Genomic DNA, 14,914 nt, shown 5'->3' on the forward strand with positions numbered 1-14,914 from the left:
ATGACCGCGCCGCCGACCGGCGCCGGCGCCACCGCCGGCAAAACAGGGCCGTTGGCCGGCCTCAGGGTGATCGAGATGGCCGGCCTCGGCCCGGTTCCGCTCGCCGCGTTGATGCTGTCGGAAATGGGCGCCGAGGTGCTGCGCGTCGAGCGGGCGGACAGCAAGGAGCCGCTTCTGTCCTTGCCGGCAGCCTATGATCTCGATCGCCAGGGCCGCTCCATCCTCAAGCTCGACCTGAAACGGCCGGACGGCGCGGAACTTCTGCTGCGGCTTGCGGAGAAGACCGACATCCTCATCGAAGGCTTTCGCCCCGGCGTCATGGAGCGGCTGGGCCTCGGGCCCGATGTCGTGCTCGAGCGCAATCCGGCCTTGATCTATGGCCGCCTGACGGGATTCGGGCAGGACGGGCCGCTGTCGCGCCTAGCTGGCCATGACATCACCTATCTTGCCTATGCCGGCCTGCTGCATGCGATCGGCAGGCAGGGAGCGCCGCCCGTGCCGCCGCTCAACCTCGTCGCCGACCAGAGCGGCGGCGCCATGATGCTGATCGCAGGCGTGCTGGCCGCCCTCTTCCAGCGCTCGCGCACCGGCAAGGGCCAGGTGATCGACGCCGCCATGGTCGAGGGCGCATCGATGCTCGCGGCTCCAATCCACGCCTTCTTGGCAGCGGGCTTGTGGATCGATAGTCGAGGCCAGAACCTGCTCGATTCCGGGACGCCCTTCTACGACACCTACGAGACCGCCGACGGCCGGCATGTCGCCATAGGCTGCCTCGAACCCAACTTTTTCGCCGAGTTCGCAGAACTGCTGCCGCTCGACCAGCGTTTTGTCCGTAGCCAATATGACAGGACATTATGGCCTGAGATGCGTGCCGCCATCGCTGACGGGATCAGAAAGAAGACGCGCGACGAATGGGCCGATGTTTTTGGCTCGACCGATGCCTGCGTCGCGCCGGTTCTTTCCTTGACCGAAGCCAGGGACCACCCTCACAATCGCGCGAGGCAAAGCTTCGTGAGATCCGGCCGGCTTGAGCGTCCGGCCCCGTCGCCGCGCTTCTCGCAGGCCTCTCAAACGCTTGCCGCGGTGCCGACCGCGGCCGACTGCCAACCGGCAAGCGTGCTGGCGCGCTTCGGCGTCGACGAAAGCGAGATCGAAGCCCTTGCCAGGTCCGGCCTGTTTGGCCAATAAACCGGAGAACAGAAATCAACTTATCGCGGTGAGCACTTGACAGAAACCAGGAAGGATGTCATCCGCGAGACCGACGCCGAGGCTGTCAGGCTGGCGAAGACGCTGATCCGCTCGGCCCGCTTCGGCGCGCTGGCGGTGATCGAAGCCGGCACCGGCGCGCCGCTGGCAAGCCGGGTCGGCGTCGCGACCGACATCGACGGCGCGCCGCTGATCCTGATCTCGATGCTGTCCGCGCATACCGGCGCGCTTCTCGCCGATCCTCGCTGCTCACTTCTCGTAGGCGAACCCGGCAAGGGCGATCCGCTCGCGCATCCGCGCATCAGCCTGATGTGCCGGGCGCTGCGGCTGGAACGTGGATCGGCCGATCACGTCCGCGCCGAACGGCGCTACCTCAACCGCAATCCGAAGGCGAAGCTCTATGTCGGGCTCGGCGACTTCTCGATATTCAGGCTCGAGCCTGATCGCGCCAGCCTGAACGGCGGCTTCGGCAAGGCCTATCTTCTCAATCGCGCCGACCTGATCACAAGCGGCCCGGTCGTCGAAGAGCTCGCCGCCAGCGAACAGTCGGCGCTTGACCACATGAATGCCGACCATCGCGATGCGCTTTGCCTCTATGCGCGCCATTTCGGCCGGGCCGAAGGCGACGGCTGGATCGCCACGGGTTTCGATGCCGACGGCATGGATCTGGTAGCTTCGGATGCCACCTGCAGGGTCTTCTTCCCTCGGCCTCTCGGCACGACGCATGAGCTGCGGGCCGTGCTGGTGGAGATGGCAAAGACCGCGCGCGCCGCCGGCCAGGCACAGTAGCGAAAGTTAATTGCCCCGGACCGAAAGCAACTCTTGAGATTTAGATAAAATGATCTACCTTTTGTTGCGGCGCTGATTCAGCGGCGCTTTCTGACCTGAACACTATGGAATCAGCCACCATTGCCCCCATGGCGGCTGGATGAGCCAGAAACCATGGGGGATCTATGATCTCGAACAAGCTAGTCGCCAACGCCGAATCGGCTGCTGCGTTTCTGACGCTCATGGGCAATGAAAAGCGGTTGTTGATCGTAAGCTATCTGATCGACGGCGAAATGTCGGTCGGTGCAATCGCCGAGAAAGTCCAGTTGAGCCAGTCCGCTCTGTCGCAGCATCTGGCCAAGCTGAGGGCGCTCGATATCGTCGAGACGCGTCGCGATCGCCAGATGATCTATTATTCCTGCAAGTCCGACGCGGTGCGCGAGCTGCTTCGCATGCTGGAAGGCATTTTCGGCGACGGCGATCTGTCCCAGATGGCCTACCGGATGCGTCGCGCCGGGGCTTGACCCTCGCTGTCCAAAGCCTCTTACCTCGCTGACAATCTTTGTCGGCGAGACTTGCATGAACCTCATCCGCATCGACGATCCGCAAGATCCGCGTATCGCCGCCTATCTCGACATTCGCGAGCGCGACCTTGTCGGTCGCCATGGGCGCTTCGTCGCGGAAGGCAAGGTGGTGCTGGATCTCCTGTTGTCGGCCGGACGCTTCGCTGCTGAATCGGCCCTCATCCTCGAAAACAGGCTGGCGGGCCTGGAGGCGGTCTTGCGCAAGGCACCGGCTGACTTCCCGGTCTATGTCGCCAAGGGGGAGGTGATCGACCGGATTGCCGGCTTCCACATGCACCGCGGCATATTGGCGATCGGCGTTCGGGGCGCTTCTCAACCCGCCGAAGTCCTGCTCGGAACCTTGCCCGCAAGCGCGCTGGTCGTCGTCCTGGTCGGCATTTCCAATCACGACAATATTGGCTCGATCTTCCGCAACGCCGCCGCCTTTGGCGCCGACGCCGTGCTTCTCGATCCCACCTGCTGCGATCCGCTCTACCGCAAGGCGATCCGCGTTTCGGTCGGCGCGGCGCTGAAGGTTCCCTTCGCGTCCTTCGGCGACACCGTGAACTTGATCGCAACGCTCGACCGGCTGGGCTTCAGCCAGTTCGCCCTTTCACCACGCGGCGAAACCGACATTCGCGCCGCGGAAAGAAAGTCGCGGCTGGCGCTCTATCTCGGCACCGAAGGCGAAGGCTTGCCTGAAGCCCTGCTCAACCGGCTGCGGACTGTACGGATCGGCATGGCCGAAGGGTTCGACAGCTTGAACGTTGCCGCCGCTTCAGCCATTGCCCTGCATCACTTCTCGAAACGATAGCCGCCCGACGACGAGGAAAGCGCCGCTCGGCTGCGCGGCCTTTGGCTCAACTGGTTGAGTTGGTCTTTTGCAGGGCCCTTACGCGGTCGGCGAGGCTGATGCCGCGCTCGCCGGCGCCCGGTCGTCCGTCGCGAGGGGTCGCCAAGGCCTTGGCGATTGGCGAATCCGGCCCGTCCAGCTTCATCGTCAGGTTGACGACCTCGGCCGCCAGCTCGTTCATCTGTTCGCGAAGCGCAGCGCGGCGCGCGTCGCCTGCTTGTTCGGGCTTTGCCGTTTCGAGCGCGGCAAGATCGGTCTTGAGCCGCTTGTTCTCACGCGCGAGCGCCGTCAGCCTCGCCTCCAGCCGCTCGCGATCGCCCTCGAGCTTGGCGATGGCCTTGTCGATGCCTTCGGCCTCGCCAGCCTGATTCGCCCCGCCATTTGCAGCGGGGCCCTGCTTAGGGCGTTCGCGCATCCGGGCAAGCTCCTTTTCGCGCCGGTCTAGCTTTTCCTCACGGTCGGCAAGGGTTGCAAGCAGCCGTTCGACCTTCCTGTCGAGCTCGGCTGCGCGCTTCTTTTCCATCTTGAGCGCGTCTCTGGCCGCCTTGCCTTCCGCGGCGATTTCCTGATTGCGGCGGTCCGCCTCCTTGCGCTGGCTGCGTAGCACCGCAATGTCGTTGGCGAGCTTGTCCAGTTCCGACTCGCGGGCCACGAGCTCGATCTGGCGGCTGCTGGAAGCGAAGCTGGCGTCGTCGTACATCTGCTCGAGCTTCTGCTGCTCCAATGCGCGCTTCTCCAGGGAGCGCTCGGTCTGCGCCAGCTTTTCTGACAGGTTGTGCAGTTCTTCCTCGCGCCGCCTGAGCTCTTCAGTCTTGGCCTGCAGATCGGAAAGCGCCTGGTTCTTGTCCTTTGTCTCGACCGCCAGTCCCTTCAGGGCTTCGCGGCCGCGGCCGATCTCGACCAGTTGCTCGGCCACCTTCTCCTTCAGGCTCTTGATGTTCATCTCCAAGCGGCGCGTGTTCATTGCGAACTCGGCGCGAACCCGGTCCTTTTCAGCCTGGATCTCGGCGGGCGTCAGCGGCATCGAGGCTTCGAGGCGCCTGCGCGTCAGAACCACGGCCCGCCGCCATACGGCCGGCGCGACCAGCGATACCAGGAAGACGGCGCAGAGAAAGCCGAGTGCGAAGAACAGTATCGACTGGACCAAGGTGGACTACCCGATATGCGAGGGCCGATATGCGAGGGCGGCAACCCGCCAATGCCCGACTGTGCCACCTTGGCATGGCGGAAATCCAGTGCCGCGGCAAGAGCATGCCGCGGCGCGAGCAGGCTTATCCGAGCAGTTGTGGCAATCCGGTCCCGTCAGAACGGATTCCAGGTCGGCCGTTCCGTCAGCTTGAGATAGCCGAGATTGACGCCGAGCCGAGCGCCGACGCCGGTGCGGATCGGAACGATGAGGACCCTGTTGCTCTGCAGCACGTTGAAGCCGACGCCTGCCACGACATAGGCTGACCCGGCGACGCCGCCGAAGCGGTTGTAGAGGCTGCTGATGTCGTCCAGATTGTAGACAAGCATCATCACGCGCGACCCTTCGCCGCCGAAGTCCCAGCCGAGCGACGGGCCTTGCCAGAACACCTTATGGTCGCCGGCGTTCTTGGTGTAGAGCGTGCCTTCGCCATAGGTCAGGCCGCCGATCAGCGCGCCGGATCCCTCCTCGCCGAGCAGATAACCGTTGGGCAGGCCGTAGGATGCGAAGATCTTTTCGACCACGGTGGCGAGACCGCCCGACGTCGCGCCGAAGAACTTGTGGCCGGAATCGATGATCTCCTGCGCTGTGTATTCCTGGGCCCGCGAAGCGGAGGTTGAGAAAATGACAGCCCCCATGAGGGCGATCGTCATGGTGAGGACGCGGACGAGTGTCCGGTCATAGAATCGGGAAAACATGCTTCCAAATCTCCGTCAGGGAGCACTTTCGCCGACGCCTCGTACCCCTACGGCTCTTGGCGGCCGTTTCGAGATGACTATCACTGGCAAACTATGCCGTAATCCTTTTTCAACCATTAAGCTGGCGCAGGAAGATGGCGGTTCGAAGGCTGACGACATGGCCTTTTTGGCCTCGTTTCCCTGCGTAAATGCACCATTTTCGCCACCCGCGGCTGCGGATTTGTTGATGCGCGGGCGGGCGCTGTGTATTCAGAAAGCCTTGGAAAAGAGCGTGATTCGCGTGGCGGGCGCGAATCGGACGCTCGGCCATGAATATGTGAACTAGCAGGGATTTCTCCGATGGCCGAGCTCTTCACCCTCTCCGCCCCCGATCTGGCGGCGCTTCTGTGCAGCCGCGTCTGCCATGACATCATTTCGCCGGTCGGCGCCATAAACAACGGCCTCGAGCTGCTCGACGAAGGCGGCGCCGATGAAGACGCCATGAAACTGATTCGCCAGAGCGCCAGGAACGCCTCGGCGCGTCTGCAGTTTGCCCGCATCGCCTTCGGTGCCGCCGGCTCGGCCGGCATGATGATCGACACCGGCGACGCCGAGGCCGTCGCCATCGCCTTCCTGAAGAACGAGAAGCCGCAGCTGGTCTGGAACGGAGCCCGCGCGCTGCTGCCCAAGAACAAGGTCAAGCTTTTGCTCAACCTCATTCTTGTCGCCAACGCGGCCATACCGCGCGGCGGCAAGCTGGTGGTCACGCTGGAGAACCTCGAGACCGAGCCGCGTTTTTCGCTGTCGGCCAGCGGCCCGATGCTGCGCGTGCCGCCGAAATTCCTAGAGCTGCATTCCGGCCACAAGCCTGAGGAACCGATCGACGCCCACTCGGTCCAGCCCTACTACACGCTGCTTCTGGCGCGCGAGGCCAACATGACGATCTCGATCCATGCGACCGCCGACGAGATCGTATTGACGGCCACCTGAGGCAACGGCCAAGAACAGGCCAAGTATTTATTTCCCCTGATATTGCCGCTTGCGGCGCGAGCGAAGCATTCGCCCGCCAATTGTCGTTGTATCGGGTCGGCAGCGAAAACCCGCGCAGCGCGCCTCTTTGGAAAAACTTTACCTAACGGCTTTTCGGCTTCTTTACCAGATTGCTCTAGGGTGGCCCACGGTTACCGCAGATTGCCGGTTCGGCAGATGGCGAAGAGGACCCGGAAATGAAGCGCTGCCTGTTTGTGGACGATTCCAGCGTCATCAGGAAGGTTGCAAAGCGTATCCTTGGCGGCTCGGACATGATGGTTAGCGAAGCCGCCACCGGGCTTGATGCTCTCGATATCTGTGCTACCGACATGCCGGACGTTATCGTCATCGATGGCGGGTTGGCCGACATGCCGGCCGCGGATCTCATTCGTCGCATCCGCGGCATGGACGCCGCGGTCAAGCCACAGATCCTGGTATCCCTGGTCGAAGTCGATGTCGGCGCGATCATGCGTGCGAAACGTGCCGGTGCCCAGGGCTATCTGCTGAAGCCCTTCAACCGGGCACAGCTGCTTGAGAGCTTCCGTGCCCTGAAGATCGCCGCCTGATCTAAAACGCGTCGCGTCGAAACGGCGGCGATCGCACGCATGAAAAAACCCGGCTGAAGCCGGGTTTTTCGTATGAATTTCCTAACCTTAGCTCAGGCGCTGACGCGGATGTCTTCCGGCTCGCGCAGCACGTAGCCGCGACCCCATACGGTCTCGATGTAGTTCTGGCCGCCGGACGCCGCGTCGAGCTTCTTGCGCAGCTTGCAGATGAAGACGTCGATGATCTTCAGTTCCGGCTCGTCCATGCCGCCATAGAGGTGATTGAGGAACATTTCCTTGGTGAGCGTCGTGCCCTTGCGCAGCGAGAGCAGCTCCAGCATCTGATATTCCTTGCCGGTCAGGTGCACGCGCTGGCCGCCGACCTCGACGGTCTTGGCGTCGAGATTGACCACCAGGTCGCCGGTGGTGATGACCGACTGGGCATGGCCCTTGGAGCGGCGCACGATGGCGTGGATGCGCGCCACCAGCTCGTCCTTGTGGAACGGCTTGGTCATGTAGTCGTCGGCGCCAAAGCCGAGGCCGCGCACCTTGTCCTCGATGCCGGCCATGCCGGAGAGGATCAGGATCGGCGTCTTGACCTTGGAAAGCCGAAGCGTGCGCAGCACTTCGTAGCCCGACATATCGGGAAGATTGAGATCGAGAAGGATGATATCGTAGTCGTAGAGCTTGCCGAGATCGACCCCTTCTTCGCCGAGATCGGTCGTATAGACGTTGAAGCTTTCCGATTTCAGCATCAGCTCGATGCTTTGTGCGGTTGCACTGTCGTCTTCAATCAGCAGAACACGCATTTCATTCCCCTTTTCTGCTGCCGGACCGTGTCACGACCCGTCCGGGCCCGGAGCAGGTGATTGCCTGAACAGAAGGTGCCACCGACTGGTTAACAAATCCTAATTTCGTGCCGGACACGATATCAGATTTTTTAACCCCTTTCTACACCTACTTGAATCTAATAACGAATCGCAGACCCAAACCGCTAATGCACCACATTAATAAGTCGGCCTAAGTGACTCCAGAGACTCGCAGGCCGCGTTTCCCGCCACAGCCGGAATTTTTACCCGGCCTTAAGTCCTCGCCCGTATGATTAACAATGCCCGTAAACGAATGGTTACCACCGGCAAAAATCTTTAGGGCTTTGTTTCCCATAGCCTTGGGAATGTCGGGGGAAACGGGTGACGCTTGGGCCCTTCCAGGCCGATGGGACGATACGCAGGTGTGCGTTTGCGGAGTACCGAGTCATGAAGTCACGTGAAAACCTCGTTCGGCTGAAGCAGTTTCAGGTGAATGAGAAACGGCGCCAGCTGTTGCAGCTGGACATGATGATCGCCGAGTTCGAACGCATGGCCGTCGAGTTGGAGGCCCAGATCGCCGCCGAAGAGAAAAAAGCCGGCATCACCGACATCAACCATTTTGCCTATCCGACCTTCGCCAAGGCGGCGCGCCTGCGCCGCGACAACCTCAGGAACTCGCAGGGCGACCTCGCCCAGCAGCGAACCATGGCCGAATCACTACTCGGCGAAGCTGAAGCGGAGCTGTCCAAGGCGGAGATGCTGGAATCGCGCGACAGCAAGATCCGCGACGCGGAAGTGGGCGGCCGCAGCGCCATGATCGGCTGAGCCGAACGCGCCTCCTCGTTACCGGGATCCGCCGGCATCGCCGTTGAAATCGCGCCGCGAGGGGCTGAGCCCTCGCCCACGTCAAGGCAGCACTGCCATATCGTCCTGACGGTTCGCCGATGCCCTGGCGCGGGCATCCTTGATGTCGGGCGCATGTTCTTCCGCCCAGGAGCGTATCTGGCTAAGCAGCCCCGCCAGGTTCTGGCCGAGCTCCGTCAGCTCGTATTCGACCCGCGGCGGGATAACCGGATAGACCTCGCGCCGGACAAGCCCGTCGCGCTCCAGCACACGCAGCGTCTGGGTCAGCATTTTCGGCGTGATGCCTTCCAGCTTGCGTGCCAGCTCGCCATTGCGCATCCGGCCGCGTCGCAACGCGCAAACGGTCAGATAGACCCATTTGCTGGCCAGCATTTCGAGCACGGTATGCGACGGGCAAGTGCGCCGGAACGCGTCGTAACCGAGGGGAGCGCCTTCACTATCCATAAGGTGCCTATATATCGACAAGGTGCATACTAGACAATAGAATATTACTTTCCAAATGATAGCGGCGTATCAACCAAGAAGGAGGCTTCGATGCATGCCGTTATCCAGAACTCCGTCGGCGGACCCGACGTCCTCTTCCTCGCCGAGCGGCCAGACCCCTCGCCCGAGCCTGGCGAGGTGCTGATTCGTGTTGCGGCGGCGGGCATCAACCCTGTCGACGGCGCCGTGCGCGGCGGCTTTTATCCGCTGCTTGGCGAGCCGCCCTTCATTCTCGGCTGGGATATTTCCGGAACCGTCCAGGCGCTAGGCGCCGGCGTGACCGACTTCAACGTCGGCGACGAGGTGTTCGGCATGCCGCGCCTTCCCAAACAGGCCGGAGCCTATGCCGAGCTCGCAGCCGCGCCGGCGGACGAGATCGTTATCAAGCCGGCCGGCATCGATCATGCCCATGCGGCTGCGCTGCCGCTCGCCGGCCTCACCGCCTGGCAGGGACTTGTCCGCCACGGCGGCCTGCAATCCGGCCAGCGTGCGCTGATTCATGCCGGCGCCGGCGGCGTTGGCCATCTTGCCGTGCAGATCGCCAAGGCCCGCGGCGCCTATGTCGTCTCGACCGCAAGCCCGGACAAGCTCGACTTCGTACGCTCGCTCGGCGCCGACGAGGTCGTCGACTACACCAAGGGTGATTTCACCGAGAAGGCCAACGGCTTCGATCTGGTGCTGGAGACGGTTGGCGACGACCACGCCGAGGAATCGCTGAAGGTGCTGCGCGACGGTGGCGTGCTTGTGTCGCTGCTCAACGTCAACGACACGACAAGGGCAAACGCAAAGGAGCGGAATATCCGCGTCGAGCGCATGTCGGTGAAGCCTGACCGCGAAGGCCTTGCCGAGCTTGCCGGGCTGGTCGATGCAAAGAAACTGTCGCCTCATGTGGCGAAGGCTTTCCCGCTCGATCAAGCGGGCGCCGCCCATGCCTTCCTTGCCACCCGGCCGATCGGCAAGGTCGTGCTGACGATCTGACCAAAGCATGTCTCCCGAAAGTGGGAACCGGTTTCGGGAAAAAGACATGCGTAAAATCAAAAACCTGGAGTGAGTCTAAGATCGCGATGCGCTTTGGAAGGCCTCCGGAAAAGCGAAGGGCGCGGAATTCCGCGCCCTCGCTTGTAGTTCCAGGACGTTGTGAAGCGTCCTAGTGCCGGTATTGCTGGATCCGCGTCGTGCGCAGCCCGGCAAGGCCATATTCGTCGATCGATGCCTGCCAGGAGAGGAATTCCTCGGTAGTGAGCTTGTAGCGTTGGCAGGCCTCTTCCAGGCTGAGCAGTCCGCCGCGTACCGCCGCGACCACTTCCGCCTTGCGCCGGATGACCCAGCGCCGTGTGTTCGTCGGCGGCAGATCGGCTATCGTAAGAGGGCTGCCGTCAGGCCCGATAACATATTTGACTCTAGGTCTAACCAGATCGGTCATCGTACTCTCTACTAAAAACTCAAAGACCCAATCCCCGCCACAGTACCGCCACAGCTTTAAAAATTGCCTAAGCGAACCCTAATGACTAGGTAAGGTTCGTGAACGTCACGTTAGGTTTTTGTTCGGCATTTGAGACAATCGCGGTCGCGGCCTCGATTTCGCCGACAAAAATCGCTTTGGCGGCCAAGCTGGCGCACCCGCAGCGCTTGACCTATATTCCGGCGATTGGCAGCCTGCGCCACGCAGATTGAAAGAACCATGAACAGCCTCGATCTTCCCGGACGCCCAGAAAACACCCGCGTCGTCGTCGCCATGTCGGGCGGCGTCGATTCGTCGGTTGTTGCCGGCATCCTCAAGCGCGAAGGCTATGATGTCGTCGGCGTCACCCTGCAGCTTTACGATCATGGCGCGGCGACGCACCGGCCAGGGTCGTGCTGCGCCGGCCAGGACATCGACGACGCCCGCCGCGTTTCCGAGACGCTCGGCATTCCGCATTACGTGCTCGACTATGAAGAGCGCTTCCGCAAGGCGGTCATCGATCCTTTCGCCGAGAGCTATGTCGCCGGCGAGACGCCGATTCCGTGCGTGTCCTGCAATCAGACGGTGAAGTTCGCCGACCTTCTGGCCACCGCGCAGGACCTCGGCGCCGACGCTCTGGCGACCGGCCACTACATCCGTTCCCGCGCCAACGGCGCGCATCGCGCGCTCTACCGGCCGGTCGATGCCGACCGCGACCAGAGCTATTTCCTGTTCGCCACCACGCAGGCGCAGATCGACTATCTGCGTTTCCCGCTCGGCGGCCTCTCCAAGCCGCAGGTGCGGGCGATCGCCGAGGAAATGGGGCTGACGGTCGCCGCCAAGCAGGACAGCCAGGACATCTGCTTCGTGCCGCAGGGCAAATATTCCGACATCATCGCCAAGCTGAAGCCGGCGGCCGCCAATCCGGGCGATATCGTCCATATCGACGGCCGCGTGCTCGGCCGCCATGAAGGCATCCTGCGCTATACGATCGGCCAGCGCCGCGGCATCGGCATCGCTTCCGGCGAGCCGCTCTATGTCGTCCACCTTGACGCCGACCGGGCGCGCGTCGTGGTCGGCCCGCGCGAGGCGCTGGAGACGCACAAGATCTATCTGCGCAACATGAATTGGCTTGGCGACGGCCCCCTCTCGGACGTCCCATCCGGCGGGATCGAGCTGTTTGCAAAAGTCCGCTCGACCCGGCCGCCGCGCCCGGCCGTCCTGCATCATCGCGACGGCGTGACCTCGGTCGAGTTGGTCGACGGCGAATCGGGCATCGCCCCCGGACAGGCCTGCGTGCTCTATTCCGACGACGGCAACGAGGCGCGCGTCTTCGGCGGCGGCTTCATCGAGCGCTCCGAGCGCGGCGCCGAGGCCGAGGCGATGCTGTCCAAGCTTGCGCAGCAGCCCGCGCACGTCCCCGCCGAGTAACCAACGCCCTTCGATCGACTGGGCGCTTCAGGTCGGATTGTCCTTGCGGACTGCTCAGTCCGGCGAGCCGCTGTGCGTCACCGTGCCCGCCGTCAGGATGCGCAGCACCCTGATCGCTTCCTCGCCGTCGGTGCGCGGTTCGGCGCGCGTCTCGATGCACTGCATGAAATGCGCGAGCTCGCGCGTCAGCGGCATGCCTTCGCCGACCGCCACGTAAGAAGGTTCGTTGGCGGTGAAGGCCCACTGGCCGCTGTCCTGCCAGACCGCGTGCCGGTAGACGGCAAGCTTGCGCTCCCACGGCTCGACGTCGTCGAACACTGCCATCGCCTTCGTGCCGACCACGGTCAGCCGCCGCTCGCGATAGGGGTTGAGACGAGAGGCGAAGAGATGACCGCGCAGCCCGTTGGGAAAGCGCATATGCAGATGGGCGAAGTCGCTGAGATTGTCGAGGAGTGCGGCGCCCTCGCCCCTGACCTCGATCGGCTCGGTGCCGGTGATCGCAAGGATCATCGACAGATCGTGCGGCGCCAGGTCCCAGAGCGCGTCGTTTTCGGTGTGGAACTTGCCGAGCCCGAGCCGGTGCGAGTGGATATAGCGCACCTCGCCGAGCTCGCCATTGTCGATCAGCGCCTTCAGTGTCTCGAAGGCGGGATGGAAGCGCAGCACATGGCCGACCATGAAGACGCGGCCATTGGCCCTCGCGGCCTGCACCGAGCGCTCGGCATCGGCGACGGTCAGCGCGATCGGCTTCTCGACCAGCACGTCCTTGCCGCTTTCGACGGCGCGCACCGCCGTGTCGGCATGGAATTGCGGCGGCAGCGCCATCACGATGGCATCGACATCGGTGCGTTCGAACAGCTTGTCCGGCTCGATCGCCAGGCAGTCCTGCTCGCTGGCAAAGCCTTCGGCGCGTGCGCGGTTCGCGTCGGAAACCGCATGGAGCGCGCCGAGCGCCTTGAGGGTGCGGATGTGGTTGCTGCCCCAGTATCCGCAACCGAGGACTGCGATGCGCGGCTTCATTCGTCCAAACTCTAGAATTTCATGGCCGAGACATAGCGACGTGCCCCGTCGAACTCAACCCCGGCGCATGCGCTTGGTATCTGTCCGGCAAAGCTTTTTCGGGGATGAGATTATGCCGGCTTGGCGATCGCATCCAAGCTTGACAGGCTTGCCCCGCCAACCTTATATCCGCGCGACCTTGGCGAACGCCTCGAAATTGCCCGCGATCTCGGGCGGTTCATCGAGCCTCTTCGCCGCTCCTGGCGGAGTAGCTCAGTTGGTTAGAGCACGGGAATCATAATCCTGGGGTCGGGGGTTCAAGTCCCTCCTCCGCTACCACCTCAAACCCACTATCGTACGTAATAGTTGGGCTGTGGCGGCCGCCTAATGCAGCGTGCTTTTCGGCATAGCGCGCGTTGGGGAATGCGCCGCCGCCGATAAGGGCGGCAAGCTTGCCTTTCACCTCGATCTCGAAGCCTTCACGTGCAGGTTTGGGGTGCACCGTGACGCTGTGAACAAGCACTATCGAAACCGACGACGGGACCCGGATCGCGTTCTCGGTCGAAGGCGTCGGCACCCCTCGCGAAGCGGAGCCGATCGTCGATCTGGCCGTGCGGATCGATCTTCTGACAGCGGCAGGCCCATATTTCTGGGTCAACGCGAAGCCGGCATGGGGCTCCGGCTACGCAGACCTGGCCGCGAACAAGATACACGTTGAGGTCTATCTTCATTGATGCGCGCGGCCGGGGCTCAACCGCGCGACCGAGAAAAAGTCTCGGCAAGACCGATGAATTTCCCGGTGGCCTGCAGTCTCCATCACTTGAACGATCGGCAGAGCTCAGGAGGCTTGAACCCCATGTCGTCGGACAATGGATTGCTTCGAGGAAAGCACGTAGTGGTGCTGGGTGCTAGTCGCGGTGTAGGCCGTGTGATCGCGGAGCGCGCGGCCGCAGAGGGAGGCCAGGTCCTGGCGGTCGCCAGGGACAAGCGCGGCCTGGTCAACTTCACAAACGGAACGATCAATACTCTGGCGTTGGATGCCGCGTCGGAGTCAGCGCCGACCAAGGTGTTTCGGAACATCCGTCCGGAAATACTAGTCATTTGCGGCGGCGCAACGCCGCCAGCCCTTCCGGTCTCCCAGCTCAACTGGAATCAATTCGCGGTCAACTGGGAGGTCGACACCAAGATGGCCTTCCTATTCTCCCGCGAAGCGCTGCGCATGCCGCTGGCACCGGGCTCGGTTGTCGTGATCATCTCCAGCGGAGCCGGACTAGGCGGATCGCCGATCTCTGGAGGCTACGCCGGGGCCAAGCGCATGCAGATGTTTCTCGCCAAATACTGCCAGGCTGAATCGGATCGCCTCGAGCTCGGCATCCGCTTCGTGGCGCTCGTCCCTTCCCGCGTCATGCCGGAGACGGAACTCGGGCAGGTTGCGGTGAGCGGGTACGCCCGTTACCTCGGCATCCCGCCGGAAAAGTTCCTTGAAAACATGGGTCCGCGGCAGTCGCCCGCGGACGTCGCCCAGGCGGTAATCGAGACTGCGTTGAGGCCTCCGGAGGGGGTAGGACCGATTTTTACGATCTCAGCCAATGGACTCACCCCAACTACCTGAAGGAAGATCCTGGCCGCCGCGGTCCCTAAGGAATTTCATGAGAGACAAGACGCCCATAAATACTTGCGAGTCCATCAGCGGAAATCTACGCCGGCGCTCGCGCCACGCGGGAGAGCCAACGCGCAAGGTGGTGGCCGTCGACGCATGGGCGTGTTGTGCAGGCTCGTATCCGAGCCGATCGGCGCGCGAGTGCGGGGGCGACGACCGTCGGTAACCTGCCGGATATCGAGTACACCTATTCAGTGGGCGGGATTGAATATCGAGGGCGCAGGATTGGCGTGGCCGGATTGGCACCCGACAGCCCGAAGGTGGAGGCTGTGCTCGAACGGTATCATGTCAGTAAGCGCGATTTTCCCCGCACCTTTTGCCATTGAGTGGGTTGATGCATGAGGTGTCCACCAAAATAGGTGGACACCAAGTTATGGAAGAAGATGAGCAGAAACTGCGG

Annotated in this window: 18 protein-coding genes and 1 tRNA gene; 13 read left to right on the forward strand and 6 right to left on the reverse strand. The window is 62.8% G+C overall.

The window, feature by feature from the left end:
- From RFN28_RS31775 to RFN28_RS31790, 4 genes are all read left to right on the forward strand, one after another.
- A complete protein-coding gene (locus RFN28_RS31775) occupies nucleotides 1-1,188 on the forward strand; it encodes a CaiB/BaiF CoA transferase family protein (RefSeq protein ID WP_320291113.1) in 1,188 nt (395 codons plus the stop codon).
- A gap of 36 nt (nucleotides 1,189-1,224) precedes the next feature.
- Nucleotides 1,225-1,995, forward strand: coding sequence for a HugZ family pyridoxamine 5'-phosphate oxidase (locus tag RFN28_RS31780; protein WP_320291114.1), 771 nt, complete (start codon nucleotides 1,225-1,227; stop codon nucleotides 1,993-1,995).
- A gap of 164 nt (nucleotides 1,996-2,159) precedes the next feature.
- Nucleotides 2,160-2,498, forward strand: a complete 339-nt coding sequence (locus tag RFN28_RS31785; RefSeq protein ID WP_320291116.1) for an ArsR/SmtB family transcription factor — start codon at nucleotides 2,160-2,162, stop codon at nucleotides 2,496-2,498.
- Nucleotides 2,499-2,553: 55 nt separating this feature from the next.
- Nucleotides 2,554-3,351, forward strand: a complete 798-nt coding sequence (locus RFN28_RS31790; RefSeq protein WP_320291117.1) for a TrmH family RNA methyltransferase — start codon at nucleotides 2,554-2,556, stop codon at nucleotides 3,349-3,351.
- Between the two features lie 46 nt (nucleotides 3,352-3,397).
- On the opposite strand, the gene RFN28_RS31795 is transcribed toward RFN28_RS31790, so the two are convergent.
- Together RFN28_RS31795 and RFN28_RS31800 are read right to left on the reverse strand one after the other, a co-directional pair.
- On the reverse strand, nucleotides 3,398-4,537 hold the full coding sequence (locus RFN28_RS31795; protein WP_320291118.1) for a coiled-coil domain-containing protein: 1,140 nt from the start codon (nucleotides 4,535-4,537) through the stop codon (nucleotides 3,398-3,400).
- Between the two features lie 155 nt (nucleotides 4,538-4,692).
- Nucleotides 4,693-5,229: a DUF1134 domain-containing protein gene (locus RFN28_RS31800; RefSeq protein ID WP_320291132.1), complete on the reverse strand. Its 537-nt coding sequence runs from the start codon at nucleotides 5,227-5,229 to the stop codon at nucleotides 4,693-4,695.
- A gap of 118 nt (nucleotides 5,230-5,347) precedes the next feature.
- On the opposite strand from RFN28_RS31800, the gene RFN28_RS31805 reads away from it, so the two are divergent.
- The 3 genes from RFN28_RS31805 to RFN28_RS31815 all read left to right on the forward strand — a co-directional run bounded on the left by RFN28_RS31805 (nucleotide 5,348) and on the right by RFN28_RS31815 (nucleotide 6,848).
- Nucleotides 5,348-5,599, forward strand: a complete 252-nt coding sequence (locus RFN28_RS31805; protein ID WP_320291119.1) for a hypothetical protein — start codon at nucleotides 5,348-5,350, stop codon at nucleotides 5,597-5,599.
- Between the two features lie 14 nt (nucleotides 5,600-5,613).
- Nucleotides 5,614-6,243: a histidine phosphotransferase ChpT gene (gene chpT / locus RFN28_RS31810; protein WP_320291120.1), complete on the forward strand. Its 630-nt coding sequence runs from the start codon at nucleotides 5,614-5,616 to the stop codon at nucleotides 6,241-6,243.
- A gap of 236 nt (nucleotides 6,244-6,479) precedes the next feature.
- Complete coding sequence (locus RFN28_RS31815; protein WP_320291121.1) at nucleotides 6,480-6,848, forward strand: response regulator transcription factor; 369 nt, start codon at nucleotides 6,480-6,482, stop codon at nucleotides 6,846-6,848.
- Between the two features lie 92 nt (nucleotides 6,849-6,940).
- Here the strand turns inward: RFN28_RS31815 and ctrA are convergent, their stop codons facing one another.
- A complete protein-coding gene (gene ctrA / locus RFN28_RS31820; protein WP_006203583.1) occupies nucleotides 6,941-7,636 on the reverse strand; it encodes a response regulator transcription factor CtrA in 696 nt (231 codons plus the stop codon).
- Nucleotides 7,637-8,083: 447 nt separating this feature from the next.
- Here ctrA and RFN28_RS31825 point away from each other — a divergent pair, with 447 nt between their 5' ends.
- Nucleotides 8,084-8,461 (forward strand): flagellar export protein FliJ, encoded by a 378-nt coding sequence (locus RFN28_RS31825; RefSeq protein WP_320291122.1) that lies wholly within the window; start codon nucleotides 8,084-8,086, stop codon nucleotides 8,459-8,461.
- A gap of 81 nt (nucleotides 8,462-8,542) precedes the next feature.
- Here RFN28_RS31825 and RFN28_RS31830 read toward each other — a convergent pair whose 3' ends face one another.
- The gene (locus RFN28_RS31830; RefSeq protein WP_320291123.1) at nucleotides 8,543-8,944 is read right to left on the reverse strand and encodes a winged helix-turn-helix transcriptional regulator; all 402 of its coding nucleotides are present in this window, start codon (nucleotides 8,942-8,944) and stop codon (nucleotides 8,543-8,545) included.
- 90 nt (nucleotides 8,945-9,034) lie between these two features.
- Here RFN28_RS31830 and RFN28_RS31835 point away from each other — a divergent pair, with 90 nt between their 5' ends.
- Entirely contained in the window at nucleotides 9,035-9,961 is a 927-nt protein-coding gene (locus RFN28_RS31835; protein WP_320291124.1) for an NADP-dependent oxidoreductase, read from the forward strand.
- Between the two features lie 169 nt (nucleotides 9,962-10,130).
- On the opposite strand, the gene sciP is transcribed toward RFN28_RS31835, so the two are convergent.
- Nucleotides 10,131-10,406, reverse strand: coding sequence for a CtrA inhibitor SciP (gene sciP, locus RFN28_RS31840; RefSeq protein WP_006203587.1), 276 nt, complete (start codon nucleotides 10,404-10,406; stop codon nucleotides 10,131-10,133).
- Nucleotides 10,407-10,504: 98 nt separating this feature from the next.
- Between sciP and RFN28_RS31845 the strand changes: the two genes are divergently transcribed.
- Both RFN28_RS31845 and mnmA read left to right on the forward strand, forming a co-directional pair.
- A complete protein-coding gene (locus tag RFN28_RS31845) occupies nucleotides 10,505-10,657 on the forward strand; it encodes a hypothetical protein (protein ID WP_320291125.1) in 153 nt (50 codons plus the stop codon).
- A gap of 7 nt (nucleotides 10,658-10,664) precedes the next feature.
- The gene (mnmA, locus tag RFN28_RS31850; protein ID WP_320291126.1) at nucleotides 10,665-11,855 is read left to right on the forward strand and encodes a tRNA 2-thiouridine(34) synthase MnmA; all 1,191 of its coding nucleotides are present in this window, start codon (nucleotides 10,665-10,667) and stop codon (nucleotides 11,853-11,855) included.
- Between the two features lie 54 nt (nucleotides 11,856-11,909).
- On the opposite strand, the gene RFN28_RS31855 is transcribed toward mnmA, so the two are convergent.
- Nucleotides 11,910-12,875, reverse strand: a complete 966-nt coding sequence (locus RFN28_RS31855) for a Gfo/Idh/MocA family protein (protein WP_320291127.1) — start codon at nucleotides 12,873-12,875, stop codon at nucleotides 11,910-11,912.
- A gap of 241 nt (nucleotides 12,876-13,116) precedes the next feature.
- On the opposite strand from RFN28_RS31855, the gene RFN28_RS31860 reads away from it, so the two are divergent.
- Both RFN28_RS31860 and RFN28_RS31865 read left to right on the forward strand, forming a co-directional pair.
- Nucleotides 13,117-13,193 (forward strand) — tRNA-Met (locus tag RFN28_RS31860).
- A gap of 517 nt (nucleotides 13,194-13,710) precedes the next feature.
- Nucleotides 13,711-14,466 (forward strand): SDR family NAD(P)-dependent oxidoreductase, encoded by a 756-nt coding sequence (locus RFN28_RS31865; protein WP_320291128.1) that lies wholly within the window; start codon nucleotides 13,711-13,713, stop codon nucleotides 14,464-14,466.
- Nucleotides 14,467-14,914 lie beyond the last annotated feature (448 nt).

Origin of the sequence: Mesorhizobium album (assembly GCF_033977205.1) — a bacterium.
Lineage (GTDB): Bacteria > Pseudomonadota > Alphaproteobacteria > Rhizobiales > Rhizobiaceae > Mesorhizobium > Mesorhizobium album.